This is a genomic window from Listeria innocua (genome assembly GCF_028596125.1).
GTDB classification, from domain to species: Bacteria; Bacillota; Bacilli; order Lactobacillales; family Listeriaceae; genus Listeria; species Listeria innocua.
This window is the reverse complement of sequence record NZ_CP117229.1, coordinates 1,993,427-2,020,167: the sequence shown is the minus strand read 5'-3', so window position 1 is coordinate 2,020,167 and position 26,741 is coordinate 1,993,427. Positions and strand designations below refer to the sequence as shown.

The window sequence follows — 26,741 nt, the reverse complement described above, 5'->3', positions numbered from 1 at the left end:
ATTTCTGTTTTTAAATACCCTTTTTATCTTTCTGTTTCCCTTTTATACTAACAGAGAAGTCAGAAAAATTGCAATGGAGGGGATTCCATGTTTAAAGAGTTACATCCAAATATTCGTGCGCGGATATTGATTCAATTTTTAAGTAAAATAATCGGGTCAATGATTTTTCCTTTTATGGCAATTTATTTTTCAATGGAAATTAATAGTAAGGTCGCGGGAATTCTCTTGATGATTAACGTATTGGCGCAGTTTCTTGCGGGTATGTATGGCGGGCATTTGGCGGATATTATTGGTCGTAAAAAACTGATGGTGGCAGGGGAACTTCTTAAAGTATTTGCCTTTCTAGGAATGGTGCTTTGTAATTCACCGATTTTCCATTCACCATGGATAACGTTTGTGATGCTACTTCTAATTGGTGTGGCGCAAGGACTCATAAATCCTGCTGGAGAAGCGATGTTGATTGATGTAAGTACGCCGGAAAATCGTTCTTTTATGTATTCGGTTAGTTACTGGGCAAATAATTTATCTATGATGATAGGGATTATTGTAGGTGGTTGGTTTTTCGTCGATTACTTATTTCCGTTACTCGTTGCGCTCTTCATTATGTCATTCGTCACTGCATGGCTTACTATAAGCTTGATTTCAGAAACCTTAAAGCAAAAAGCAGTATTAAAAAAAGGGTCTTACGGGTTAGTAGGAATGCTTAAAAATTATGGGCAAGTGTTACATGATTACCGTTTTCTTCTATATACTCTTGGTGGAATTGCAGTTATGTCGATTGAATTTCAACGGAGCAATTATATTTCCGTACGTTTAGCTGAAGATTTTCAGGCTTTGCTCGTTCATTTCGGCCCACTCGGCAACATTACACTAAATGGCGTACAAATAGTCAGCGTTTTAACGGCAGTGAATACTTTGTTTATCGTTCTTTTCACAGTTCCGGTTGCAAGGTTCGTAACAAAAAGAGCGCAACAACCTATTATGTACGTTGGGTTTACTTTATTTGCTATAGGTTTTGCGGTGTGTGCCTTTGCGAATAATCTAGCCGTTTTACTACTAGCGACGGCAGTTCTTTCTATTGGAGAGTTGCTTTACGTGCCTACGCGTCAAACGATTTTAGCAGCAATTGTGGACGATGACAGACGCGGGGCATATATGGCGTTTAATGGTATTATTTTCCAAATTGGTAAAATGATTGGTTCAGTGAGCCTTGTATTTGCACCTTTTATTGGTAAGTATGGTATGGCGACTTTTACGATTTTACTTGGGGTTTTAAGTATTATTTTTTCCGCGGCTGCATTAAAATCGGGCTGGAAAAAAGTATTAGCAAAATAGTTTTTGGGTGAGAAGTGGGGAATCCCTCCACCCGGCCCCACAATCATTTTTAAAAAGGAATTGTAGTTAAAATGGCTTTAAATAAGGGTTTGATCATTCTGCTTAAATAGTAGAGTGATTTTTTTTTACACTTTTTTAGGTTTTGGGTGGTGCGAAGTGGGGAGATGTGGTAAAGTGGTATTTAGGAAAGTGGGTGAAGTCTAATGTTCATGGGAGAATATCAACATAACATCGATATAAAGGGCAGATTAATTGTGCCAGCTAAATTCCGTGAGCTTTTGGGGGATAATTTTGTTATAACCCGAGGACTTGATAAGTGTTTATTTGCTTATCCACAAGAGGAATGGAAAAAGCTTGAAGAAAAGCTCCAAACCTTACCACTTACTAAAAAAGATGCTCGTTCCTTTACACGTTTCTTCTTTTCCGGTGCGTCTGAATGCGAACTAGACAAACAAGGCCGGATAAACATTCCATCCAACTTACTACAGTATGCGGATTTGGAAAAAGAAACAGTAATTATCGGGGTTTCAAGTCGTATTGAAATTTGGAGTAAATCAGAGTGGGATAATGTCTTTAACGAGGCAGAAGAGTCCTTTGCTGATTTAGCTGAAAATATGATTGGCTTTGATATTTAAGGGGGAATTTGCATGTTTAAGCACGAAACCGTATTACTACATGAAACAGTCGATATGCTTGAAGTAAAACCAGACGGAATCTATGTCGATGCAACACTTGGCGGCGCAGGTCACTCAGAGTATTTACTAAATAAGCTTAATGAACAAGGGCACTTATTTGCTTTTGACCAAGATCAAACAGCAATTGATAATGCAAAAATTAAACTAGCAGAATATAGCGATAGAGTAACTTTTATTAAATCAAATTTCCGCTATATGAAAGAAGCTTTGAACGAGCGCGGAATTGAAGCGGTTGATGGGATTTTATATGATTTAGGTGTTTCTTCCCCTCAATTAGACGAAAGAGAACGCGGCTTTAGTTATCACCAAGATGCAGCACTTGATATGCGTATGGATCAAGAGCAAGAACTGACGGCGAAAAAAGTTGTTAACGAATGGTCTTACCAAGACTTGATTCGCATCTTTTTCCAATACGGCGAAGAAAAATTCTCTAAACAAATTGCTCGTGAAATCGAACGTCGTCGTGAAGTAAAACCTATTGAAACAACCGGCGAACTAGTAGACATCATCAAAACAGCTATCCCGGCGCCAGCAAGAAGAAAAGGCGGACATCCAGGGAAACGTACTTTTCAAGCAATCCGAATTGCCGTTAACGATGAACTTGGTGCGGTAGAAGATTCTCTTGAAAATGCCTTAACATTATTAAAACCAGGCGGCAGAATTAGCGTAATCACGTTTCATTCATTAGAAGACCGCATAACAAAACACTTATTCCAAGAAGCGACAAAAGGACCAGATTTACCACCAGGTCTTCCAGTCATTCCAGATGAATATAAACCAGATTTCAAACTTGCTACAAGAAAGCCAATCGTACCAAGTGAAGAGGAACTGGAACAAAACAACCGAGCACGTTCTGCAAAATTACGTGTAATCGAAAAAATTATTAAATAGCAGGAGTTGAAAAAATGTGAGCAATGTCGCCTATAAATCAAATCTCGAGCCAAATAGAGTACATAGAGAAGCGGAACAACCTAAAAAACAAATCCTAAAACGTGGTCAAATGACACTTGGAGAAAAAGTAATCATCACGATTGCGCTTGCGATTGTTTTAGTTGTTGCTTTTCGAATCATCAGTGTACAAGCTCAAATTTATACAGTGAACCAAGAAATTCAAACAAAAGAAACAAAAATTCTCGAACAACAAAAATCAAATGAAGACTTAAAAGTAGAAGTAAAAGATTTAGGAAGATATGAACGTATTTTGAAAATCGCTAAAGAAAAAGGGTTAAAACTTGATGGCGATAATGTGAAAGTGGTAGATGGTCAATGAAACGGCGTATAGGTAACATGAGAAGGGGAGCTTTAGTGCTTTTTATCTTTTTCACTATTCTCTTTCTCTTAGTTTCTGGCCGTTTTCTTTATTTGCAAATTACGGGAGAAGCAAATGGGGTTCCGCTAGCAGCTAAAGCATCTAAACAACATTTAAAAAGCAGTGTTCTCGAAGCAAAACGCGGCTCCATTTTAGATCGAAAAGGAGAAGTGTTAGCAGAGGATACGGCTTCTTACACGATTGCAGCGGTAGTTAGTGAAAAATTATCCAAAACAACGAAAAATCCGATGCGAGTAGTTGATGAAGAAAAAACAGCTCGTATTCTTGCAAAATATATTCCTATGGACGAATCTGATATTCTAGATAAACTCAATGAAAAAGGTAAATACCAAGTTGAATTTGGCTCTGCGGGAAAAAATATTTCTACAGAAACAAAAGCTAAAATCGACAAAGAAAATTTACCAGGTATTGAGTTTACTCGTCAATCAGAACGTTTCTATCCTAATGGTACTTTCGCGACACAATTAATCGGCTTTGCACAACAAGAAGAAGAAAAAAACACTACCAAATTAGAAGGTAAAATGGGAATTGAATCCAGCTATAACGATATACTAACAGGCAAAAATGGGAAAATCGATTATAGCACCGACCGAATGGGCTATATTTTGCCTGACTCAAAAAACAAAGTAACAGAAGCAAAAGACGGTAAGGATATTACCTTAACATTGGACAAAAAAATCCAAACCTTTTTAGAAGATACAATGACAACTGTCGATGCAAAATATAAACCAAAAAATATGATGGCCGTAGTTGCAGATCCGAAAACAGGAGAGATTTTGGCAATTAGTCAACGTCCTTCATTTAATCCAGCTGACAGGTCGACAATTACTGGAAACAGTTCAAGCATTTGGCAAGATTTACCAGTGGAATATGCTTATGAACCAGGTTCCGTAATGAAAATTATCTCTTTAGCATCTGCTATTGATAAAAACGTTTATAATCCAAACGAATACTATCAATCAGGTTCCTATAAAGTTGGCGATATCGCAATTCATGACCATAATAATGGGAATGGATGGGGCTCGATTCCATACCGCGAAGGCGTAGAACGTTCTAGTAACGTTGCGTTCGCTAAACTCCTAAACAAAATGGGTACTGATACATTTAAAACCTATTTAGATAAATTTGGTTTTGGCAAGAAAACAGGCATTGCTTTACCAAATGAAACAAAAGGAAAAATTCTTTATAACTACCCGATTGAAAAAGTAACGACTGTCTTCGGTCAAGGTACAACAGTTTCGATGATGCAAATGATTCAAGCCGCATCTGCTATTGCAAGTGACGGCACGATGAAAGAGCCTTATGTGGTTTCAAGCGTCAAAGATACGAATACTGGAGAAGAGACAGAAACAAAAACCAAAATCGCTGGAAAACCAATCAGCGCCGAAACAGCTAAGAAAACTCGAGATGAACTAAAAAATGTTATTAGCGGTCGAAACGGAACAGGTAAACTATATGCGATTCCTGGTTATGATGTAGCTGGTAAAACAGGAACATCACAAATTCCAGATTCAAAAACAGGTAAGTACATGACTGGGGCAGAAAATTATATTTTTTCTTTCTTAGGAATGGCACCTGCTGATAATCCCGAACTCGTGATATATGTGACTATGCAACAACCGCAACTATCTGGTAGCCAAACAGGTGGGGAAGCAGTTTCCGAAGTATTTAATCCTGTAATGAAAAACAGCTTACAATACATGAACATTAAACCGGGCGATGTTGAAAAACTAGCTAGTGAAAAAGTTCCTGTTGTAGCTGAAAAAACAGTAGACGAAGCTAAAAAAGCTGTACAAGACAAAGGGCTTGAACCAGTAGTTGTTGGTAATGGCAAAAAAATTGTTCAACAACTTCCGCTAGCAAATAGCGAAATTATGCAAGGACAAAAAGTAATTCTGATGACTGATGGAGATATGACTGCTCCAGATATGGTGAATTGGTCGAAAGTTGACGCGCTAAAAGTCTCAGAAATCACTGGTATTCCTTTTGAGTTTAGTGGAAATGGTTATGTGAAAAGTCAAAGCGTTTCGGCAGGTAGCGTAATCAATAGTGAAACGAAAATGGAAATAACACTCGCCTCGCCAGAACAAATTGGTGATTTCAACCAAAATCATGACCAAGATACAGCGGAGCAAAATAAAAAAGCGACAGACATCCGAGAAAATGCAGGTATAGGTGATTTATTGAATGAATAATAGGAAGATAGAAGTATGTCAGCTGAGTAAAGTGGCATACTTCTAACTTTAAAAGCAATCTATGTCTTTAGTCGTGGTAGATATACTTTGTTGTTTTTGCTAAGATAGAAAAGGATTCTTTTTGATTTTAGCAAAACTAACAGAAAGAATAAGTTTGAGGAGATGGCAAGAATGAAGTTAAAAGAACTAATGCAAGCTATCCCGGTCTATACTGGAGAAGCAAGTGCAGCAATTGAAGTTAACCAAATTGCGCAAGATAGTAGAAAAGTACAACCAGGTACCTTATTTATTTGTATAGATGGAGAAATAGTGGACGGACATCAGTTTGCTGACCGTGCCGTTCAGCTTGGTGCAGTAGCAATTATCGCTGAAAAACAATTAGATGTTTCCGTGCCAGTTCTTTATGTTAGAGATTCTAAACGAGCAATGGCAATGCTAGCGGATTACTTTTATGGTTCTCCAACCCAAGCGTTAAAACTAGTTGGGATTACAGGGACAAATGGTAAAACAACCGTTAGCCATTTAGTAGAACAAATTGTTCGCGAAAACGGCGAGCAAACTGGCTTGATTGGTACGATGTATCGTAAAATTGGCGATGAAATTTTAGAAACAAAAAATACGACGCCAGACAGTCTAACCTTGCAAGAAACTTTTCGCGATATGCTTCTGAGTGGTGTGAGTACAGCAGTAATGGAAGTCTCTTCTCACGCATTAGTTCAAGGCCGCGTATACGGTTCAGATTATGACGTAGCAGTATTTATGAATTTATCTCAAGATCATTTAGATTATCACCATACAATGGAAGAATATGCTTACGCTAAGAGCTTGTTGTTCGCGCAGCTTGGTAACAGTTATAACTTGAGTAATCCAAAAATTGCTGTTTTAAATGCAGATGATAAAGAAAGCGTTCGAATGCAAACAGCAACAGCCGCGCACATTATAACTTTTGGGATAAAAGAACCGGCTGATTTTAGCGCATCTAACATCCAAATTACAAGTCATGGCTCAACTTTTGATTTAAAAACACCAGTGGGAGATTTCGCATTAAAAATAAAAATGATTGGAAATTTCAGCGTATATAATGTATTAGCCGCGATTGCTACAAGTTTTGCGCTACGTATTCCAGTTATAAATGCAATTGCAACGGTTGAGAGCATTCCAGGGGTAAAAGGACGTTTTGAGCTTGTAAATGCAGGACAAGATTTTCCAGTAATAGTGGATTATTCTCATACACCTGACAGCTTGTTAAATGTTCTACAAACGATTGATGAATTTGCCGAAAAACGTGTCTTTGTTGTCGTAGGATGTGGTGGTGACCGTGATAAAGGAAAACGACCACAAATGGCAAAAATTGCTGTTGACTATGCGACAAATCCAATTTTTACATCAGATAATCCGCGTAGTGAAGACCCACATGCGATTATTGAAGATATGATTCAAGGTGTTCCAGGGAGCGATTCATACGTTGTTCATGAGAACCGTCGCGATGCCATTCGTTATGCAGTAAATATGGCAGAAGCAGGGGATGTCATTCTGATTGCTGGTAAAGGGCATGAAGATTATCAAGTGATTGGTGATGAGGTTATTGATTTCGATGATCGCGTAGAAGCTCGAATAGCTATTGAAAAAAAACTCGGACTCGCATAAAATATGAAGTGAAGTGCTTTGACAAACAGATTGGGGAGAATTTATTGTGTCTTTATACATGTTAGTATCAACTTTTGCAGTGGCTTTTATCATTACGGTGATAGGTGTCCCACTATTTATACCTTTCTTGGTGAAATTAAAATTCGGCCAAAGTATTCGGGATGAAGGCCCGAAAATGCACGAAAAGAAATCAGGAACACCAACTATGGGTGCGGTTATTTTTATTACTGCCATGCTCATTAGCTTTTTGATTTTTTCATTCATCAGTGGTGAAGTTAGTGCGGCTACTTGGCTACTATTCATTACGCTGGCATTATTTGGCGCATTAGGTTTTCTGGACGACTATATCAAAGTAGTTCAAAAACGTAACTTAGGTCTCACTTCGAAGCAGAAGTTTTTAGGTCAAGTTGCGATTTCGATTTTATTCTATCTTGTGTATCATTTTAGTGATTTTGCAGAAACGCTTAAGATTCCATTTACGAATACGGAAATTGATCTTGGTTGGTTCTTCATTATCTTTATCTTGTTCTGGTTAGTTGGTTTCTCCAATGCAGTTAATTTAACAGATGGTTTAGACGGACTTGTTTCTGGTCTATCTGTTATTGCATTCTCTGCTTTTGGTGTGATTGCTTTTTACCAAGAACAAATGGACGTAGCGATTTTCTGTTTCGCAATTGTAGGCGGAATGCTTGGATTTCTTCTATTTAATAAAAATCCAGCGAAAATTTTCATGGGAGATACTGGTTCGCTTGCTCTAGGTGGAAGTATCGCAGCTGTTTCGATTTTAGTTCATCAAGAATGGTTGTTACTTTTAATCGGAATTATTTTCGTTATTGAAACTGCATCTGTAATTTTACAAGTATTTTACTTTAAGGCAACGGGAGGAAAACGAATTTTCCGTATGACACCAATTCATCATCATTTCGAACTTGGTGGTTGGTCCGAGTGGCGTGTTGTTTTAACGTTCTGGGGAATCGGATTAATCGGAGCAATTATTTCAGTCTGTGTTGTTATCTTTTAAATAAAGCGCCGTAATTTTTGCGGCAAAAGCGTCTCTAGTTGGCTGTTTTTTACAGAATCTGGTTGGCGCTTTCCGTCGTTTTTGTGAATCTCATAGAATCGACCGCCAATTTTGATATAAATGGGGGAACCAAAGGAAATGAAAAAAATTGAAATGTACCATCACAAAAAAGTGCTTGTTTTAGGTCTTGCAAGAAGTGGTGTTAGCGCGGCAACAATTATGCATAAATTAGGAGCATTCGTCACAGTAAACGATCAAAAACCTTTTAGTGAAAATCCAGAAGCACAAGGATTACTTGAACAAGGGATTAAAGTTATTTGTGGATCGCATCCGATTGAATTATTAGATGAAGGATTTGAACTCGTAATTAAAAACCCGGGGATCCCGTATAACAACCCGATGATTGAAAAAGCTTTAAAACTCAAAATTCCAGTTATTACAGAAGTAGAGTTAGCTTACCAAATTTCTGAAGCGCCGATAGTTGGTATTACTGGAACTAACGGGAAAACTACTACAACAACGATTATTCACCATATGTTAAATGCACACAAAGAAAATAGCTCTTTGCTTGCAGGAAACATCGGTTTTCCGGCATCAGCTGTTGCAGAAAACGCAACAAGCGATCAATATATTTCGATGGAATTATCTTCCTTCCAATTAATGGGTGTACAAACATTTAAGCCACATATTTCTGTAATTACAAATATCTATGAAGCGCATCTAGACTACCATACAGACCGCAGTGAATATGTACAAGCAAAATGGCACATTCAACAAAATCAAACAGCAGACGATTTCTTAGTAATTAATTGGGATCAAGAAGAATTGAAGAATTTAACTAAACAAACAAAAGCACAAGTTATTCCTTTCTCAACAACGCAGCGTTTAGAACAAGGAAGCTACGTCCAAAATGGCAATATTATGTTTGACGATGAAGTAATCGGATCACGTGATAGCATTTTACTTCCGGGAGAACATAATTTAGAAAACATTTTAGCATCTGTAGCAGTAGCCAAAACTTTAGGTGTGACAAATGAAGAAATTATGTATGTCCTTGAAACATTTAAAGGCGTCGAGCACCGAACTCAATTTGTAGTGGAATGGCAAGGACGTAAATTTTATAACGATTCTAAAGCAACTAATATTTTAGCAACTCAAAGCGCATTGAAAGGTTTTAAAAATCCAGTAGTATTACTTGCTGGAGGACTGGACCGTGGAAACTCGTTCGACGAATTGCTACCATTTTTCAAAAATGTGAAATCACTTATTGTTTTCGGTGAAACGGCAGATAAAATTGGTCGAGTAGGAAAAATTGCAGGAATTGAAGTGCATTATGTGGATGATGTAGAGGCAGCTGTTCCGGTTGCATATCGCGAGTCAGCACCAGGAGATATAATCTTACTTTCACCGGCTTGTGCAAGTTGGGATCAATACCGGACATTCGAAGTTCGCGGAAATGCCTACATGGACGCAATCAGTGAACTAATAGAAGAGGTGGAAAAATGAAAGTAGCAATAAGCGGTGGTGGTACTGGAGGTCACGTTTATCCAGCACTTGCTTTCATCCGAGAATTAAAAAAAGTACATCCAGAAGCGGAATTTTTATACATTGGAACAGAAAAAGGCTTAGAAGCAGGAATCGTTAAACGAGAAGGTATTCCTTTTGAATCAATAGAAATTACCGGGTTTAAACGTTCATTATCTCTTGAAAATATCAAAACAGTCATGCGTTTTCTAAGTGGAGCTAAAAAAAGCAAACAAATTCTACGCGAATTTAAACCAGATGTCGTAATTGGAACTGGGGGTTATGTTTGCGGTCCTGTGGTTTATGCAGCCGCTAAACTTAAAATACCAACTTTAATCCATGAACAGAATAGTATTGCTGGTTTAACAAATAAATTTTTAAGCCGTTACACAGATAAAGTCGCGATTTGTTTTGAAGAAGTAAGTGATTCGTTTGCTTCTGAGAAAATTGTTTTCACTGGAAATCCACGAGCTTCAGAAGTAGTTGGTGTGGACGGTGAAGGCGCACTAGAAGCATATGGTTTAGTTTCAGGAAAACCTACTGTGCTTGTTTTTGGAGGTAGTAGAGGTGCTCGAGGTATAAATGAAGCTGTGGAAGCAATCTTGCCGGAATGGAATAAACGAGATTTTCAATTGTTGTATGTGACAGGTGATGTCCATTTTGAAAAGATAAAAGATTCTTTAGGAGAGATGAATTTAGGGAATCATATTAGTGTTCAACCATTTATTTATGATATGCCTAAGATTTTAAATGCTGTGACACTTGTTGTTTCAAGAGCAGGAGCGACTACATTAGCTGAACTTACAGCGCTTGGGGTGCCAAGTATTTTAATACCTAGCCCTTATGTGACCGCGAATCATCAAGAATATAATGCACGCGCGTTAGAAAAAAATAATGCGGCTGTGGTTATTACCGAGTCTGAATTAAAAGAGACGGATTTAATGGCGACAGTAGATGCGATTTTAACAGATGAAGCAAAATTAAATAGTATGAAATTAAGTGCTAAACAAATGGGGCGCCCAGATGCAGCTCTAAAACTGGTAGAAACAGTCCTTAGTATTATGAAATAAATTGCAGAAGGGGGCGAATAAAATGGCTGAAAACAAACGAGTAGTTTCCATCGAAAACCGTATACCTGAATTAAAAAAATACCGCAAAAAAAAGTTAATAAGACATTTAGCCATTTTAATCGGAATTTTTGCGATTTTAATCTTAATTACACTTTATTTCCTTTCCCCATTGAGCAAGTTAGATAAAATTGCTGTAAGTGGAAATAAACAACTAACTGAAAATGAAGTTCGTAAAGAAAGCGGGCTTACTGCCGGTGAATTTGTCCTTGGAATAAGAAACGGAAAAACCGAAGAAAAGCTCGAGAAAAATACGTTAATAAAAAACGCAACCGTTTCTAAAGATGGCCTAAATGATGTGAAAATTAACATTACAGAATATAAAACGATTGGTTACCAACAAAATGACGGTAAATACTATGATGTCCTTGAAAATGGCATTATGCTAACAGACCAACCAAGACAATTTCCAATAGGGAACGACTTACTGTTCCAGAATTTTAAAAATGGTAAAACGCTCGAAAAAATGGTAGCGCAAATTAATAAACTACCAAAAGATGTAGTGAATTCTATTTCCGAAGTGATTTATAGTCCTACGAAGACCGATCAAAATCATATTGAATTATATATGAATGATGGTAATCAAGTTTCAGCGGATATAAGTAGTTTTGCAGATAAGATGCAGCATTATCCAGCAATTGTCGCTCAACTAGCGAAAGGACAAAAAGGCGTGATTGATATTGAAGTAGGTTCTTATTTCCAAAGTTATTATCAACAAAACGCCGAAAAAAAAGCTGCCGAAGAAAAAGCCGCGGAGAAGAAAAAAGAAAACGAATAAAGACTTGTTTCTTCTCTCGCATTTTTGGCGAACTAGCACTTAACAGATATGTCAAAAAGGTGACAAAATGATGACCTGCAAGCTTGCGATACCAACACTTGTTCGCTTTTTGAATAAAATGAAAAAAATATCTTAAGAATTTGCCAAAAATTGTTCTTTGTGCTTTTATTACCTTCTTTCTTAGTGTAGACTGTAAATAAGTGATTTTGTATGTTAGGCAGAATGGGGAATCATTCTACACTGACGCCATATAAATAAAGAAGTAACACCGCTTTTTCAAGCAAGTTAAAAAAACCGGCTTTGCTCGGTATAAAAAATGAAATATTATACTTTAAATGACTAGAATAAAAGGAGGTGCCGATAAATGGGTGATAGCGAAATTTATGTAAGTTTGGACATTGGAACAGCTTCTGTGAAAGTAATCATCGCGGAAATGGCTGACGATAGACTCAATATTATCGGTGTTGGGAATGTCGAGTCATCCGGAATTAAAAAAGGGATTATTATCGACATAGACAAGACTGTAGAATCCATTAAAAAGGCAATTGAACAAGCAGAAAGAATGGTTGGCGTTGAAATTTCTCAAGTAATCGTTGGGGTAGTATCGAGTCAGGTACATTTAGAAGCTTGCCGAGGAATTGTGGCAGTAGGTAGCGAAAACCGGGAAATTACAGATGAAGATGTCTGGAATGTGATGGATGCCGCTCAAGTCGTTCCTCTATCTCCTGAACGAGAAATTATTAATACTATTCCTGATCAATTTGTTGTGGATGGTTTAACTGGGATTACCGATCCACGTGGAATGATTGGTGTTCGTTTAGAAATGGAAGGCACACTAATCACTGGCTCAAAAACAATTTTACATAATACGTTACGTTGTGTGGAACGTGCTGGTCTAGAGATTTCTGATATTGCTTTACAACCACTTGCTGAGGCATCTATCTCTTTATCTGAAGACGATAAAGAATTCGGTACTGCTCTTGTGAATATTGGTGCAGGAACGACAACTGTTAGCGTGTTTGAGCAAGGAAGGTTAACTTACACTGGTGTTATTCCAGTGGGTGGAGATAATATCACCAAAGACTTATCACTTGGACTAAATACATCTACAGCCAATGCAGATCGTGTTAAATTAGAGCACGGTTACGCATTTTATGATGATGCTTCTCCGGATGAAGTTTTTGCAATTGATGTTATCGGTAGTGACCAAAAACAACATTTTACACAAGTAGAAGTAGCGGATATTATCGAAGCTCGTATGGAAGAAATTTTCCAATTAGTTGTAGAAGAATTGAATCGCGTAGGTAAAACGCATCTTCCAGGAGGCTACGTATTAACTGGTGGCTCAATGGCAATTCCAGGAGCTATTGATTTAGCAGGGAAAACATTGGCAGCACATGTTAGACTGGCAATTCCTGATTATATCGGTGTTCGCGAACCATCCTTCACAACAGCGGTAGGCTTGATAAAATATGCATACCAAATGGCTGAATTAGAAGGTCGCGATGTAAGCAGCACCGCAAGTGAGCCTCGTTATGATGACGAAGCACCAAAACAACCTAAACAAAAACCAAAAAAATCAGATGACGAAAAAGTATCAACAAAAATGAAGAATTTTTTCGGCGCATTTTTTGAATAAAAGCGAATAGCTGGTAAGGCAGCAAGAAAAACAAATTGTATAAATCGGCAAATAGGAGGCAATAATATGTTAGAATTTGACACTAGTTCAGAAAGTTTGGCAACAATTAAAGTAATCGGTGTTGGCGGCGGCGGTAACAACGCTGTAAACCGTATGATTGAGCATGGTGTTCAAGGAGTAGAATTTATCTCCGTTAATACAGACGCTCAAGCACTTAATTTAGCAAAAGCAGAAACAAAATTACAAATCGGTACAAAATTAACGCGTGGTTTAGGCGCGGGTGCTGTACCTGAAATTGGTAAAAAAGCAGCAGAAGAAAGTCGCGAACAAATTGAAGAAGCTTTAAAAGGCTCTGATATGGTATTCGTAACTGCTGGGATGGGCGGCGGAACTGGAACTGGTGCTGCACCTGTTATCGCTCAAATCGCAAAAGAAATGGGCGCTCTAACTGTCGGTGTTGTTACACGACCATTTGGTTTTGAAGGACCAAAACGTACGAAACAAGCCCTAACTGGAACAGAAGCAATGAAAGAAGCGGTGGATACTTTAATTGTTATCCCTAACGACCGTTTACTTCAAATTGTTGATAAAAATACGCCAATGCTTGAAGCTTTCCGTGAAGCAGATAATGTTTTACGTCAAGGGGTACAAGGGATTTCTGATTTGATTGCCGTTCCTGGTTTAATTAACTTAGACTTTGCCGATGTAAAAACAATTATGACTAATCGTGGTTCTGCACTTATGGGTATCGGGATTGCAACTGGTGAAAACCGTGCCGCAGAAGCTGCCAAAAAAGCCATTTCTTCGCCACTTCTTGAAACTTCCGTTGATGGAGCTAAAGGCGTTCTAATGAACATTACTGGTGGATCTAACCTTAGTCTTTATGAAGTACAAGAAGCAGCAGAAATCGTTTCTAGCGCTTCTGATGAAGATGTAAACATGATCTTCGGTTCTGTTATTAACGATGAATTAAAAGATGAATTGATTGTAACTGTTATTGCAACAGGTTTTGATGAAGAAAAACAAGCGCAACAACAAGCGCAAGCGAATCGTCGTCCTAACCAATCCATTCAAGTGAATCGTCCAAGCTATGCTGTGCAAGATGAGCCGCAAAATGATTACGCGCAAAATGCACCGCAACAAGGAAATAATCCGGTACACGAACAACCACAAGCTGAACCACAACAAAACAGTTCAGACGTTGATGTACCTGCATTTATCCGTAACCGTAACCGTCGCGGATAATACTTATAACACAATTTCACCCGGCCACTGTTAATGCGTGATTAAGTGACCGGGTATCTGATTATAACAAGAAGCGTTTTAAATGAAGCGCTTCGGGAATTATATAAGGTGATTAAACAAATGACAAAACAAGCTAATTTAGAAAAAGTAACAGCACAAATAAAACAATCTTGTGAAAAAAGCAATCGTCAACAGGCAGATGTAACTTTAGTAGCTGTTACAAAAACGATTGATGTAGCTGGAATCACAGAGCTGTATGATTTAGGAATTCGTCACTTTGGTGAAAATCGGGCAGATGTATTTCTAGACAAAACTAGAGAACTTGCGGATAAGGATGACATTTGTTGGCACTACATCGGCTCTTTACAAACACGTAAAGTAAAAGATGTGTTACCAGAAATCGATTATTTACATTCGCTTGACCGATCTTCTCTTGCAAAAGAAATTGAAAAGCGAGCAACAAAACCAATTAAATGTTTCTTACAAGTGAATATTTCTGGGGAAGAAAGTAAACATGGCTTTTCAAAAGAAGAGGCGTTGTCGTTTTTACAAGAAGCAGATTTCAATTTTATTGAGATTATTGGTTTAATGACAATGGCACCTATTACAAATAGTGACAAAGAGCTGCATCACGTATTTCATGAGTTAAAGCAATTGCAGCAAGAAATTCATGCGCTTCAGTTAAAAAATGTTCCGTGTACTGAGTTATCTATGGGGATGACAAACGACTACGGAATTGCGATTACAGAAGGTGCTACATTTATACGAGTAGGAAGAGCTTTGGTGAGTGACGATAATATGGAGGTGTAACAAATGGGACTATCGAATAAATTTAAGTCATTCTTTTTCTTAGATGAAGAGGAAGAATATTATGAAGAAGAAGTAGCGAGGGAACCAGAACCTATGCAAAAGAAAACGAAGAAAGAAAAACCTAGTAAAAATCGTTTTTATGCCGTTGAAGAAGAAGATGCGAAGGTGGTTAGTATGCAGGGAGCACAGTTTTCTAGTCGTATGGTACTCGCAGAACCGCGAGTATATGCAGAAGCCCAAGAACTTGCGGATTACTTAAAAGATTATAAAACGGTTGTTGTAAACTTACAACGCATTAGCCATGACCAAGCGACACGTATTGTTGATTTCTTAAGCGGTACTGTTTATGCGTTAGGTGGAGATATTCAACGTGTTGGAAATAATATTTTCTTATGTACTCCAGATAACGTTGAAGTAAATGGCTCTATTTCCGAAATGCTTGATGAACAAAACTTTATGTAATGAATTAGAGGTGTAAACTAGATTGCAAAGTATTTTATATCAAGTGGTGGAAGTCATTTTATTTGTTATTAGATGGTTGCCAACACTAATGTTTATTTATTTCTTGATGAGCTGGTTTCCAGGTGCAAGAGAATCGAAAATCGGTCAATTTTTAGCACGTATTTTTGAACCGATTTTAGAGCCTTTTAGAAGAATTATTCCGCCGATTGGTATGTTTGATATTTCGTCCCTTGTGGCTTATTTCATTTTCCAATATGCGATGAGAGTTTTAACTGGATTAATTCAAGTGTACGTTATTCCAATGCTATTTTAAAAAGCACACCCGTTTTCTAATGGGTGGCTTTTTTTGAATAATGAAGCAAGATTAGCAGAGTAGCAGCTTTTTTCATGGTATAATAGGGCTAAAGACTCGGAATGGATTGAAAGGGAGAAAAGATGATGGATGGAATATATCAGCATTTTCGCGCGGAAGAATACGCATTTATTGATAAGATATTAGGAATTACGATGCAAGTTGAAAATGAATATACACCGCAACTAACGGATTTTTTGGACCCGAGGCAACGTTATATTACCGAGACAGTAATTGGTGGTTATGAGCATATTGGCGTCCAGTTTTTTGGTGGGGTTCCGCATGCAGAACGTCGGCGCGCACTGATTTATCCTGATTATTATACCCCAACAGAAGCGGATTTTGAGGTGGCTTTGTTCCATATTCGCTACCCGGTGAAATTCACGACACTCACGCATCAAAAAATTCTCGGTACATTAATGTCGCTTGGAATGAAACGCGATATTTTTGGTGATATTTTAAATAATGGTAGTGAATGGCAGTTATTAGTAGAAAGTACGATGAAGGATTATTTAACATTACAGCTTGAAAAAATCGGTAAAGTGAATGTGATGTTAGAAGAAACTGACTTGGCGAATGCTGTCTATGCGCCAGTCGTTTGGGAAGAAATGGGCTTAACTGTTTCTAGTATGCGACTCGATGTAATTATTAGTAATGCGCACCATATCTCTAGGCAAAAAGCGAAACAATTAGTTACCGCGGGACTTGTAAAAGTAAACTGGAAAACAGTGGAAAATCCGGATTTTGAATGTGAGGAAGAAGACGTATTATCAGCTCGTGGATACGGAAGAGTGAAAGTATTATCGACTGGTGGCAGGACGAAAAAAGATAAAATTCGAATTGAAATTGGTTATTTAAAATAAAAAACGAAAGCAGTTGCTGCTTTCGTTTCATATGTAGTACTGTGTAGTACGTAATGTCATATAGTGTCATATGTTGTCAAATGGTTTTATGTTATGTTATTATATATATGAAAAGAGAGCCATGCGTGAACATGACTCTCCAGTGTAAGCCCAATTAAGGTGGCCACTAGCTAAATAGTTATAAGATAACCACTAACTTCGCCAAAAGTTTACAAGTGGTTATTTTTTTTTGTTATTTTGACTGTTTAATAGCAACACCAGGGTCGCAAAAGCAACTGCAAAAGACAGTGCTTCATAAACGGTCATGGATTATCCTTTCCAGGCAATCCTAACAAAAGTATTCATAGGCATCACCCTTTCTTGTTGAAAGAGCTAGCCACCACCATAAACTTGCTTACCTATCATATTATAGCATGTAGAAATAGTTAGTAAAAGTACAATCGCAAAAAGGGTATTAGTGGAATTTGAGTTTATGTGAATAATAGAATATGATTATTTTATATTTAAAAAGGGAGATTTTGAATGAAAATACTAACTAAAAATGATAACTTCAAAACAACATAAGTTACTTTTGCTAATCTACAAAATTTATTTAATTTGAATCTTACTTTTGTTGAGAAAAACTGTTTTATAAGATTAAAATAATGTGAAAAGTAGGTATACCAAAAATATACACAAAACCATCACTGTAAATGCACGTTTTCGATATATAATTAGGGTGGATATTCAAAGCTTTTAAATATCATGGAGCTGAAATGAAAGCAGCCACTGCTTTCGTTTTTTTATTAGCTTAATTGGAGCATTCTTTCTAATGCTTTTAGCGCAAATTTGGTTGTATGTTCGTCTACTTTGATTTGATTTCTTTGTTCGCCGTTTTGAATAGCTTCGAGTGTCCAAAGTAAATGAGGTAAGTCGATTCGGTTCATTGTCATACAAGGACACATAAAAGGGTTGAGCGAGACGATTTTTTTATCGGGATTTTCTTGAATAATGCGGCCGACCAGATTGGCTTCGGTACCAACTGCCCATTCGGTGCCAGGTGCTGCGGTACTTATTTCTGTCACAATTTTTTTCGTTGATCCAGAGTCATCTGCTAGTGAAACGACTTCATGCGTACATTCAGGATGAACAATAATTCGCATGTTAGGATGATTTTTACGAATGTTTTCGATATTTTTAACTGTAAAATGTTGGTGGACAGAGCAGTAGCCTTTCCATAAAATTACTTTACAATCATCTAGGTTACCGTCATATTCTAGTTCGTTTTTTATCGGATTCCAAATGGCCATATGTTCTAACGGGATGCCTAGTTCAAAAGCTGTATTCCGACCTAGATGCTGGTCTGGAAGAAAGAAAATCCGCTCTTTTTGCTGAAGTGCCCATGAGACAATCTTGGTTGCATTACTGGATGTAACTGTTGTACCGCCGTGCTCGCCGACGAAAGATTTAATCGCAGCCGTGGAATTAATATAAGTGACAGGTAAAATCGTATCGCCAAAAAGGGTTTGGAGCTTTGGCCAAGCGTTGGTTAATTGGTGAATATCCGCCATATCCGCCATCGAACAACCAGCGCGCATATCCGGTAACGTCACAATCTGCTCATTTGTCGTAAGCATATCTGCCGTTTCAGCCATAAAATGAACACCACAAAAAACGATATGTTTTGCTTTTTTATTATTTGCAGCAATTTGTGCTAACTGTAAAGAGTCGCCAATTGCATCTGCAAAAGGAACGACCTCATCTTTTTGATAATGGTGGCAAGGAATAAAAAGGTCTTCGCCGAGCTGTGCCTTGATTTCTGTCACACGAGCTATCATTTCTTGTGCGGTCATATGTTTATAACGAGCCGGCATCGTATCTTGTTCCACTGTTTCCAGTAAATTCATGCTTTTATACCTCCTTTACTATTAAAACTAATATCAAGAGCGCGAACCGAATGCGTTAGTGATCCTAAAGAAATATAATTCGCACCAGAGCCTTTATAATGATTAATATTATCTAAAGTGATATTGCCGGAAATCTCCGTAGTAATATGGTCTGGCACTAGTTTAACAAGTTGTTTGATTTCTTCTGGTGTGCGGTTATCAAACATAATGATGTCTGCACCAGCTTGAACGGCTTCTTTTACTTGCGAGGCAGTTTCTGTTTCGACTTCGATTTTTACCATATGTCCAAGTTTTTCACGAACGGTAGAAACAGCTTCGGTTATACCACCAGAGAAGGCGATATGGTTATCTTTTAGCATGACTCCATCGTACAGACCATTTCGGTGGTTAAAGCCGCCACCGCTCTGTACGGCGTATTTATCGAAGGCACGGAGACCGGGGGCTGTTTTTCTTGTATCACAAATTCGAATAGTCGAATCGTCTAACTGTTTTACGGCAATATGGGTTTGGGTAGCAATACCGCTTATTCGTTGCATTAAATTTAAAATAACACGCTCACCGGAAAGTAAAGTGCGAACAGGGGCCGAGACAGTCGCGATAATGTCTCCTTTTTTAATTGTGTCACCATCTTTTTTTACGGCTTCAAAATGCACGTTTCCACCAAGGATTTCATATACTTTGGGCGGGATAGCGATGCCACAAAGAATACCTGTTTCCTTCGCAATAAAAACGCCTTCTCCCATTGTTTCACTGGAGAAAATACTATCTGAGCTTAAATCATGCTGACCAATATCTTCTAATAAAAATGCTTGAATTGCTTGATTCATAAGTATTGAGTTCATTTCGTTACTCCTTTTAAAATTCTATGTGCGCCAAGGCTTTCAGTTCGTTTTAAGGCGCTTTCGGCAATTAATTTTGAGGTAATAATCATATGACTTGTTTCAGCTGTTTCTCTCGTGTGGTTAGCGTAATCAAATGTTTCTAACCAATGGAGAAATTCAGTGATTTTCTCAGGTTTTCGTGTGATTCCTAATGTTTCCCAAATTTTTTCTTGGAGTATATGTTTTTCAGGTAAATGGGGCATTGTTGTTTGATAAGTGGGGGGATTCTCTGGAGCTATTATTCGGTTGGTTTTTTGCGTGTGGATATATTCCGCTACTTTTTCACCAAAAACAAGTGTTTCAAGAAGGGAGTTGCTGGCGAGACGATTGGCGCCGTGTACACCTGTATTTGCCACTTCACCAATGGCATAAAGATGAGGGATATTCGTTTTGCCGTTCAAATCCGTTCGAACACCACCCATTAAAAAATGCGCACCTGGATGAACTGGAATTCGTTTTGTTTCGCGAAATGGTACTTGGTGCTCGTCTAAGCTGGCTGTAATTGCAGGAAATCGCTTCTCAAAATGAGCCACCTTAGTAATATCAAGAAACACTGGGTTACCACGCTCAATTTCTTCAAAAAGTGTGGCTGCAACGACATCACGTGGAGCAAGATCTGCCAGTGGATGCACGGTTTCCATAATAGCAGAACCATCCGCGCGAATAAGTGTAGCTCCTTCGCCGCGGACTGCCTCAGAAATTAAGCCATGACAACGCCCGTTTAGAAAAAGTAAGGTTGGATGAAACTGAATAAATTCCATGTCGGATAGTGTCGCATCAGCTCGGTAAGCAAGAGCCAAGCCGTCTCCAGAAATAGTTGCAGCATTAGTGGTTACAGGAAAAAGTTGTCCAAGTCCGCCACTTGCTAAAATAATATGTTCGCCGTAATAAGTATGTAGCTCGTTTTCTTTATCTAAACAGTGAACCCCAATTGCTCTACCGTCATGTTTAATAATCTCTATAGCCATTTTTTGCTCTTGCCAGTTAACCTTTGTCAATTTTTCTTGCAAAAATGTAGTAAGGAATTTGCCGGTTTGATCTCCTCCTGAATGCAAAATACGAGGCAGTTGGTGCGCGCCTTCTAATCCAAGTGAAAGTTCGCCATCTTTTTCGTCAAAAGTCATTCCTTCATTTATTAATTTTTGGATCACAATCGGGCCACAAGTCACAAGTTGGTTTACAGCGCGAACTTTATTATGAAAACAGCCAGCTTGAAAGGTATCGCTAAAATGTTTTTTTGGTGTATCGCTTTTTGATATAGCCGCGGCGACACCACCTTGAGCGAGCATCGAGTTACTTTCTTCTTTATGAGATTTTGTGATTATTGTCACATCATAGTCCTGCATTAATCTGAGGGCAGCAGTGCAACCTGCGATACCGCTCCCAATGATAATAACTCGTTCTTTTGTCATCATTTCCACCTCTTGCATAGTAGGTTCGATTAATTGTATACTTCTTAATGAATATACAGTTGTCTTGTCATCTATAATCACACAAAATCAAACTAAATTCAAGTATAAAATTTTAAGGGAGAGATAAAGAGATGATTTACTTTGACCATGCAGCAACTACGAAAATGAGTGAAACATCCTTACAAGTTTTTATGGATGCCTCGCGAGAATTCTTCGCTAATTCGGAAAGTTTACACGATGCCGGGACGAAATCAGCAGCCCTTTTAGAAAAATGTCGGGAAAGTTTTGCTGAGTTATTACAAGTTCCAAACCGCGGGATTTTATTTACGAGTGGTGGAACAGAGAGTAATCAAATCGCGATTCAAACGCTACTCCATACAACTGATAAGAAAGAAGTGCTCGTAAGTCCGCTGGAACACGCTTCTGTTTGGCAGCAACTAATGGCACTCGAACAAGCGGGGAAGTGTCGTATGAAAGCATTACCAGTTGATTCGTTTGGGCAAGTAAATCCAGCTACTTTAGAAAAAATGATTTCTACTGAGACGGGGCTTATTATTATTCAACATGTTAATTCGGAAATCGGAACCATCCAACCAATCGCCGAACTAGCTCACATTGCTAAAAAAGCAGGTGTCTTTTTTCATACCGATATTGTTCAATCTTTTGGAAAACTTGATTTAGATTTAAGTGATGTCACTAGTTTTAGTATTTCATCGCATAAAATTTATGGGCCAAAAGGGGCGGGACTACTTTTTATGAAACCAGATTCTCCTTTGCAGGCAGTTTTGCCAGATGTACATCATGAATTTGGCTTTAGACCGGGGACGGTAAATGTTCCAGCTATTGCTGCCTTTACAACTGCCGCCTATGATATAATGGAAAATAGAGAGCAAGAAGCGATTAGAGCTTTGAAACTAAAAGCTGCGATTTGCGACACATTAGAAACGCGGGTGAAAGTCGAAGGTGGACCAAATACATCGCCGTTTATTTTAGGACTTACTTTGCCAAATATGCAAGGTCAGGAGGCTTTACTTGCTTTAAACGAAGCAGATATTCAAATCTCGACGACGAGCGCATGTAGTTTACGTGATTTAGCCCCGTCCAGAACATTAATCGCTACTGGAAAAACAACAGAAGAAGCAAACCGTTTTATCCGGCTATCTTTTGGAAAAGAAAATGAATTAAACGATAGTATTATTTTTAAAGAAGAAATCGATAAATTACTACGAAAAAGGTGATAAGATGAAAAAAATATTAGGTGATACGCGTAGGCAAATGATTTTAAAATGGCTAAAAGAAGCCGAGGCGCCAATTTCTGGAAATCAATTAGCACAGAAAACAAATGTTAGCCGCCAAGTGATTGTTCAAGATATTTCTTTGTTAAAAGCTGGCAATGAACCAATTATGGCTACTCCACAAGGTTATATTTATGCGAAAGAAACGAGTTATACAGGTGAAAGACGCGTTATCGCTGTAAAACATACGAAAGAACAAGCTGCCGAGGAACTAAATATTTTGGTGGATCACGGTGTTTCCATTATTGATGTGATTGTGGATCATCCAATATACGGCGAAATTACTGCTTCACTGCATTTAAAAAGCCGTTTTGATGTAGAAAAATTTGTGCGGAAATTGCAAACAACAGGAGCAACGATGCTTTCTGGTTTAACGGACGGAACCCATTTACATACGATTGAAGCAGATACGAAAGAACAATTAGAGCAAGCGATTAAGGCGCTAGATAAAGCTGGATTTTTAATCTAACCATTTTTCAATATAAATTCTAGGAAAAAGCTAGTAACTATGGTAGAATGTATGTTAGGTATTTATAAACAATAGTCGTATGGAGGTGCTAGATATGCCATTATCGCCGCTGGATATACATAACAAAGAGTTTACCCGTGGTTTTAGAGGTTATGACGAAGACGAAGTAAATGACTTCCTCGATCAAATCATTAAAGATTATGAACAAGTTATCAAAGAGAAAAAGCGTATTGAGGACACTTTAAATAATAGTGAAGAACGTTTAGGTCATTTTACAAACATTGAAGAAACATTAAACAAATCATTAATCGTGGCACAAACAGCTGCCGAAGAAGTGAAAGCTTCCGCTGAAAAAGAAGCAAAACTTATTATCCGTGAAGCTGAAAAAAATGCAGACCGAATTTTAAGCGACTCACTTTCTAAAGCTCGTAAAATCGCGATTGAAATTGAAGACCTAAAACGCCAATCTAAAGTATTCCGCGAGCGTCTTCGTATGTTAGTAGAAGCGCAAATGGATTTAATTAAAAGTGAAGACTGGCAGCAAATGATGGCTTACGATGTAGATGCAACAGAACTAGCGTCTATTAAAGAAGTCGAAGCTGCTGAATCAGAAGAACGTTAAAAACGATTATAAGAGACAAGTAAATTTTTTAGATATAGGATACAAAGCGAGTTGGTGCAAGGTGTGAGACCAGCTATCCTCTAAAAAATCGAAATCACTCTTTAGTTCTAACCCGAAAAAGCAACTGCTTGAGTAAGTGTTAGCGCGAGCCGGCGTTATGGCATTAATGAAGTGGGCAAGCAATTAACATGCATGTCAACAAGGGTGGTACCGCGAATCTCGTCCCTTTTTTGGGAGAGATTTTTTTGTGTTTAAAAATAAAGTTTTAAAGGAGAAGAGAGTATGGAATATAAAGATACGTTATTAATGCCAAAAACAGATTTTCCAATGCGTGGAAATTTGCCAAACAAAGAACCTGAATGGCAAGCAAAATGGGAAGAAGAAAAGCTATATGAGAAAATTCAAGAAAAAAATGCTGGACGCAAGGCGTATATTTTACATGATGGCCCTCCCTACGCAAACGGAGAGCTTCATATGGGGCATGCGTTAAATAAAACAATCAAAGATATTATCGTTCGTTATAAATCAATGGCTGGCTTCAGTTCCCCGTATGTTCCTGGTTGGGATACACACGGACTACCAATCGAGACAGCTATCGCCAAAAAAGGTGTTAAACGGAAAGAAATGTCTATCGCTGAATTCCGTAAACTGTGTGCCGAATATGCGATGACGCAAGTAGACGGCCAACGTACAGGTTTCAAACGCCTTGGAATTAACGGCGACTGGGAAAATCCTTACATCACTCTTTTACCAGAATACGAAGCAGAGCAAATCAAAGTATTCGGTGAAATGGCGAAAAAAGGTTACATTTACAAAGGTAAAAAACCTGTTTATTGGTCTCCTTCTAGTGAATCTGCGCTTGCGGAAGCAGAAATCGAATATCAAGATAAAACATCTGCGTCGATTTTCGTGGCTTTCAAAGTAACAGACGGAAAAGGTGTACTAGATGAAGGTACGAATATCGTTATCTGGACAACAACTCCTTGGACAATTCCTGCAAACATGGGTATTACTGTTAACCCTGATTTGGATTATGTAGTAATTGAATCCGCAGGTGAAAAATATGTTGTAGCAGAAGCACTTTTACCAAGCTTACGTGAAAAACTAGGCTTTGAAGATGCGACAGTTGTTAAAACGGTTCGTGGTTCTGAACTTGACCGCGTTGTAACTAAACACCCATTCTATGACCGTGACTCTTTAGTAATGAACGGCGAACATGCCACTGCTGAAGCCGGTACTGGTGCGGTTCATACGGCTCCTGGACATGGGGAAGATGACTTTTTAATCGGGAAAAAATACGATTTGGAAATTCTTGCTCCACTAGATGATCGTGGTGTGTTTACAGAAGAAGCTCCAGGATTTGAAGGCGTATTTTACGATACAGCGAATAAAATGGTGACAGAAAAACTAGAAGAAGTGGGCGCATTACTAAAAATGGAATTCATCACTCACTCTTATCCACATGATTGGCGTACGAAAAAACCAGTTATTTTCCGTGCTACAGCGCAGTGGTTTGCTTCAATTGACGCATTCCGTGATGATTTACTCGCAGCTGTTAAAGGTGTTAATTGGACTCCTGCTTGGGGTGAAACACGTCTATTCAATATGGTTCGCGACCGCGGCGACTGGGTTATTTCTCGTCAACGTGCGTGGGGAGTTCCACTACCTATTTTCTATGCGGAAAACGGGGAAGCGATTATCACAGACGAAACAATCAACCATATTTCAGAACTGTTCCGTGAGCATGGTTCGAACGTTTGGTTTGAGCGTGATGTGAAAGACTTATTACCAGCTGGGTTTACACATCCAGGTAGCCCAAATGGCGAATTTACAAAAGAAACGGATATTATGGATGTTTGGTTTGATTCTGGGTCAAGTCATCAAGCCGTATTAAATGCTCGTCCAGAATTAAGTCGTCCGGCTGATTTGTACATGGAAGGCTCTGACCAATATCGTGGTTGGTTCAACTCATCTTTAACAACAGCTGTAGCGATCACTGGCGAAGCACCTTACCGTAACGTGCTAAGTCATGGTTTTGCACTGGACGGGGAAGGCCGTAAAATGAGTAAATCACTTGGAAATACTTTACTTCCAGGCAAAGTAATTAAACAACTTGGTGCGGATATTGTTCGCCTTTGGGTTGCTTCTGTAGATTATCAAGCTGATGTTCGTGTTAGTGATGAAATCTTAAAACAAGTATCCGAAGTGTACCGTAAAATCCGTAACACAATGCGTTTCTTACTAGGAAATATCAATGATTTCCATCCAACTACGAACGCCGTTTCTTATGAAAACTTACGTGAAGTAGATAAATACATGCTGATTAAATTAAACGATTTAGTGAAAAATGTGAAGGATAGCTATGAAGCGTTTGAATTCTCTACTATTTACCACCAAATCAATAATTTCTGTACAGTAGAATTAAGCCAATTTTATATGGACTTTGCCAAAGATGTTGTTTACATTGAAGCAGCGGATAGTCATGATCGTCGCGCTATGCAAACGGTCTTTTATGAAGCAGTTGTTACTTTGACAAAACTACTTGCTCCAATTTTACCGCATACGACGGAAGAAGTTTGGAATAGCTTGATTGGTGAAGGCGCGGAAAGTATTCATTTACAAGATTTACCAGATGTAAAAGTATTAGCTGATAGTGAAGAAATTACTGCGAAATGGGACGCATTCATGCAAATCCGTGATAACGTCCAAAAAGCGCTAGAATTCGCTCGTAATGAAAAACTTATCGGTAAATCAATGCTTGCAAAAGTAACTCTATATGTAGACGGTGAAGCGAAAACATTGTTTGATTCATTAGAAGGCGATTTTGCACAACTATTCATCGTTTCTGATTTTGAACTAGTGGAAGGTTTAGAAAATGCACCAGAATCCGCATTTAAATCGAATCAAGTAGCTGTTCAAATTACTGTAGCAGAAGGTGAAACTTGTGAACGTTGCCGTGTAGTGAAAAAAGATGTAGGCGTAAATCCAAAACATCCAACACTTTGTGGCCGTTGTGCTGATATTGTTGTAAAACACTACGAAGCTTAATGCTCGCTTGGGGAAAATCCTAGTAGTTTAAAAAGGAGGTTCCCCAAGCTTTTTTAATTTAAGATGTGGTATTATAGACGTAATTCCAAATAAAGGAGGTTGCTT

General features: G+C 38.2%; 23 protein-coding genes and 1 other annotated feature. Of the genes, 20 read left to right on the top strand and 3 right to left on the bottom strand.

The annotated features are described in order from the left end of the window. The first annotated feature begins 87 nt into the window (after positions 1–87). The 16 genes from PQQ29_RS10555 to PQQ29_RS10480 all read left to right on the top strand — a co-directional run bounded on the left by PQQ29_RS10555 (position 88) and on the right by PQQ29_RS10480 (position 17,023). Positions 88–1,335 carry an MDR family MFS transporter gene (locus tag PQQ29_RS10555; protein ID WP_187983914.1) on the top strand — a complete coding sequence of 416 codons (1,248 nt, stop codon included), beginning with the start codon at positions 88–90 and terminating at the stop codon, positions 1,333–1,335. Positions 1,336–1,538: 203 nt separating this feature from the next. Then, positions 1,539–1,970, top strand: coding sequence for a division/cell wall cluster transcriptional repressor MraZ (gene mraZ / locus PQQ29_RS10550; protein ID WP_003763280.1), 432 nt, complete (start codon positions 1,539–1,541; stop codon positions 1,968–1,970). Between the two features lie 12 nt (positions 1,971–1,982). After that, complete coding sequence (rsmH, locus tag PQQ29_RS10545; protein WP_003769598.1) at positions 1,983–2,921, top strand: 16S rRNA (cytosine(1402)-N(4))-methyltransferase RsmH; 939 nt, start codon at positions 1,983–1,985, stop codon at positions 2,919–2,921. Positions 2,922–2,937: 16 nt separating this feature from the next. Beyond that, entirely contained in the window at positions 2,938–3,300 is a 363-nt protein-coding gene (gene ftsL, locus PQQ29_RS10540) for a cell division protein FtsL (RefSeq protein WP_003723754.1), read from the top strand. Further along, positions 3,297–5,555: a penicillin-binding protein gene (locus PQQ29_RS10535; RefSeq protein WP_187983915.1), complete on the top strand. Its 2,259-nt coding sequence runs from the start codon at positions 3,297–3,299 to the stop codon at positions 5,553–5,555. The genes ftsL and PQQ29_RS10535 overlap by 4 nt, the downstream gene beginning before the upstream one ends. Before the next feature lie 171 nt (positions 5,556–5,726). Beyond that, positions 5,727–7,202, top strand: a complete 1,476-nt coding sequence (locus PQQ29_RS10530; protein WP_010991030.1) for a UDP-N-acetylmuramoyl-L-alanyl-D-glutamate--2,6-diaminopimelate ligase — start codon at positions 5,727–5,729, stop codon at positions 7,200–7,202. A 46-nt stretch (positions 7,203–7,248) separates the two neighbouring features. Beyond that, on the top strand, positions 7,249–8,223 hold the full coding sequence (mraY, locus tag PQQ29_RS10525; RefSeq protein ID WP_010991029.1) for a phospho-N-acetylmuramoyl-pentapeptide-transferase: 975 nt from the start codon (positions 7,249–7,251) through the stop codon (positions 8,221–8,223). A 138-nt stretch (positions 8,224–8,361) separates the two neighbouring features. Continuing rightward, positions 8,362–9,729 (top strand): UDP-N-acetylmuramoyl-L-alanine--D-glutamate ligase, encoded by a 1,368-nt coding sequence (gene murD / locus PQQ29_RS10520; RefSeq protein WP_010991778.1) that lies wholly within the window; start codon positions 8,362–8,364, stop codon positions 9,727–9,729. Beyond that, the gene (gene murG, locus PQQ29_RS10515; RefSeq protein ID WP_010991777.1) at positions 9,726–10,817 is read left to right on the top strand and encodes an undecaprenyldiphospho-muramoylpentapeptide beta-N-acetylglucosaminyltransferase; all 1,092 of its coding nucleotides are present in this window, start codon (positions 9,726–9,728) and stop codon (positions 10,815–10,817) included. The genes murD and murG overlap by 4 nt, the downstream gene beginning before the upstream one ends. A 22-nt stretch (positions 10,818–10,839) precedes the next feature. Further along, the gene (locus PQQ29_RS10510) at positions 10,840–11,652 is read left to right on the top strand and encodes a cell division protein FtsQ/DivIB (protein WP_010991776.1); all 813 of its coding nucleotides are present in this window, start codon (positions 10,840–10,842) and stop codon (positions 11,650–11,652) included. 364 nt (positions 11,653–12,016) lie between these two features. Then, positions 12,017–13,291 (top strand): cell division protein FtsA, encoded by a 1,275-nt coding sequence (gene ftsA / locus PQQ29_RS10505; RefSeq protein WP_010991775.1) that lies wholly within the window; start codon positions 12,017–12,019, stop codon positions 13,289–13,291. Positions 13,292–13,357: 66 nt separating this feature from the next. Further along, positions 13,358–14,536, top strand: a complete 1,179-nt coding sequence (gene ftsZ, locus PQQ29_RS10500; RefSeq protein WP_003769589.1) for a cell division protein FtsZ — start codon at positions 13,358–13,360, stop codon at positions 14,534–14,536. A 120-nt stretch (positions 14,537–14,656) separates the two neighbouring features. Beyond that, positions 14,657–15,346 carry a YggS family pyridoxal phosphate-dependent enzyme gene (locus tag PQQ29_RS10495; protein ID WP_033532873.1) on the top strand — a complete coding sequence of 230 codons (690 nt, stop codon included), beginning with the start codon at positions 14,657–14,659 and terminating at the stop codon, positions 15,344–15,346. A 3-nt stretch (positions 15,347–15,349) separates the two neighbouring features. Then, positions 15,350–15,808 carry a cell division protein SepF gene (locus PQQ29_RS10490; RefSeq protein ID WP_003763262.1) on the top strand — a complete coding sequence of 153 codons (459 nt, stop codon included), beginning with the start codon at positions 15,350–15,352 and terminating at the stop codon, positions 15,806–15,808. 22 nt (positions 15,809–15,830) lie between these two features. Then, positions 15,831–16,121, top strand: coding sequence for a YggT family protein (locus PQQ29_RS10485; RefSeq protein WP_003763260.1), 291 nt, complete (start codon positions 15,831–15,833; stop codon positions 16,119–16,121). Between the two features lie 125 nt (positions 16,122–16,246). Then, on the top strand, positions 16,247–17,023 hold the full coding sequence (locus PQQ29_RS10480) for a YlmH family RNA-binding protein (RefSeq protein ID WP_033837754.1): 777 nt from the start codon (positions 16,247–16,249) through the stop codon (positions 17,021–17,023). Positions 17,024–17,808: 785 nt separating this feature from the next. Here PQQ29_RS10480 and nadA read toward each other — a convergent pair. Genes nadA through nadB form a run of 3 tightly spaced genes read right to left on the bottom strand, consistent with a single transcriptional unit; the run spans position 17,809 to position 21,202 of the window. Next, entirely contained in the window at positions 17,809–18,909 is a 1,101-nt protein-coding gene (nadA, locus tag PQQ29_RS10475; protein WP_187983916.1) for a quinolinate synthase NadA, read from the bottom strand. Next, the gene (gene nadC / locus PQQ29_RS10470; RefSeq protein WP_187983917.1) at positions 18,906–19,751 is read right to left on the bottom strand and encodes a carboxylating nicotinate-nucleotide diphosphorylase; all 846 of its coding nucleotides are present in this window, start codon (positions 19,749–19,751) and stop codon (positions 18,906–18,908) included. The genes nadA and nadC overlap by 4 nt, the downstream gene beginning before the upstream one ends. Then, positions 19,748–21,202 carry an L-aspartate oxidase gene (nadB, locus tag PQQ29_RS10465; RefSeq protein WP_187983918.1) on the bottom strand — a complete coding sequence of 485 codons (1,455 nt, stop codon included), beginning with the start codon at positions 21,200–21,202 and terminating at the stop codon, positions 19,748–19,750. Before nadB ends, nadC begins: the two co-directional genes overlap by 4 nt. A gap of 131 nt (positions 21,203–21,333) precedes the next feature. Between nadB and PQQ29_RS10460 the strand changes: the two genes are divergently transcribed. The 4 genes from PQQ29_RS10460 (at position 21,334) to ileS (ending at position 26,636) form a co-directional block, all read left to right on the top strand. Further along, positions 21,334–22,440 (top strand): IscS subfamily cysteine desulfurase, encoded by a 1,107-nt coding sequence (locus PQQ29_RS10460; protein WP_010991769.1) that lies wholly within the window; start codon positions 21,334–21,336, stop codon positions 22,438–22,440. A 4-nt stretch (positions 22,441–22,444) separates the two neighbouring features. Continuing rightward, complete coding sequence (locus PQQ29_RS10455; RefSeq protein WP_003727955.1) at positions 22,445–22,966, top strand: transcription repressor NadR; 522 nt, start codon at positions 22,445–22,447, stop codon at positions 22,964–22,966. A 94-nt stretch (positions 22,967–23,060) separates the two neighbouring features. Beyond that, positions 23,061–23,588: a septum site-determining protein DivIVA gene (gene divIVA / locus PQQ29_RS10450; RefSeq protein WP_003725769.1), complete on the top strand. Its 528-nt coding sequence runs from the start codon at positions 23,061–23,063 to the stop codon at positions 23,586–23,588. Continuing rightward, positions 23,585–23,818, top strand: a binding site (T-box leader). Its footprint overlaps the gene before it by 4 nt. A gap of 52 nt (positions 23,819–23,870) precedes the next feature. After that, the gene (gene ileS, locus PQQ29_RS10445) at positions 23,871–26,636 is read left to right on the top strand and encodes an isoleucine--tRNA ligase (RefSeq protein ID WP_187983919.1); all 2,766 of its coding nucleotides are present in this window, start codon (positions 23,871–23,873) and stop codon (positions 26,634–26,636) included. Positions 26,637–26,741 lie beyond the last annotated feature (105 nt).

Coding starts and splice junctions, on each gene's coding strand:
- PQQ29_RS10555 (WP_187983914.1), top strand. CDS start 88: ATGTTTAAAGAGTTACATCCAAATATTCGTGCGCGGATATTGATTCAA.
- PQQ29_RS10535 (WP_187983915.1), top strand. CDS start 3,297: ATGAAACGGCGTATAGGTAACATGAGAAGGGGAGCTTTAGTGCTTTTT.
- nadB (WP_187983918.1), bottom strand. CDS start 21,202: ATGACAAAAGAACGAGTTATTATCATTGGGAGCGGTATCGCAGGTTGC.
- mraZ (WP_003763280.1), top strand. CDS start 1,539: ATGTTCATGGGAGAATATCAACATAACATCGATATAAAGGGCAGATTA.
- nadC (WP_187983917.1), bottom strand. CDS start 19,751: ATGAACTCAATACTTATGAATCAAGCAATTCAAGCATTTTTATTAGAA.
- PQQ29_RS10530 (WP_010991030.1), top strand. CDS start 5,727: ATGAAGTTAAAAGAACTAATGCAAGCTATCCCGGTCTATACTGGAGAA.
- murD (WP_010991778.1), top strand. CDS start 8,362: ATGAAAAAAATTGAAATGTACCATCACAAAAAAGTGCTTGTTTTAGGT.
- ileS (WP_187983919.1), top strand. CDS start 23,871: ATGGAATATAAAGATACGTTATTAATGCCAAAAACAGATTTTCCAATG.
- rsmH (WP_003769598.1), top strand. CDS start 1,983: ATGTTTAAGCACGAAACCGTATTACTACATGAAACAGTCGATATGCTT.
- ftsZ (WP_003769589.1), top strand. CDS start 13,358: ATGTTAGAATTTGACACTAGTTCAGAAAGTTTGGCAACAATTAAAGTA.
- PQQ29_RS10510 (WP_010991776.1), top strand. CDS start 10,840: ATGGCTGAAAACAAACGAGTAGTTTCCATCGAAAACCGTATACCTGAA.
- divIVA (WP_003725769.1), top strand. CDS start 23,061: ATGCCATTATCGCCGCTGGATATACATAACAAAGAGTTTACCCGTGGT.
- PQQ29_RS10495 (WP_033532873.1), top strand. CDS start 14,657: ATGACAAAACAAGCTAATTTAGAAAAAGTAACAGCACAAATAAAACAA.
- nadA (WP_187983916.1), bottom strand. CDS start 18,909: ATGAATTTACTGGAAACAGTGGAACAAGATACGATGCCGGCTCGTTAT.
- ftsA (WP_010991775.1), top strand. CDS start 12,017: ATGGGTGATAGCGAAATTTATGTAAGTTTGGACATTGGAACAGCTTCT.
- PQQ29_RS10490 (WP_003763262.1), top strand. CDS start 15,350: ATGGGACTATCGAATAAATTTAAGTCATTCTTTTTCTTAGATGAAGAG.
- PQQ29_RS10460 (WP_010991769.1), top strand. CDS start 21,334: ATGATTTACTTTGACCATGCAGCAACTACGAAAATGAGTGAAACATCC.
- PQQ29_RS10480 (WP_033837754.1), top strand. CDS start 16,247: ATGGATGGAATATATCAGCATTTTCGCGCGGAAGAATACGCATTTATT.
- PQQ29_RS10455 (WP_003727955.1), top strand. CDS start 22,445: ATGAAAAAAATATTAGGTGATACGCGTAGGCAAATGATTTTAAAATGG.
- murG (WP_010991777.1), top strand. CDS start 9,726: ATGAAAGTAGCAATAAGCGGTGGTGGTACTGGAGGTCACGTTTATCCA.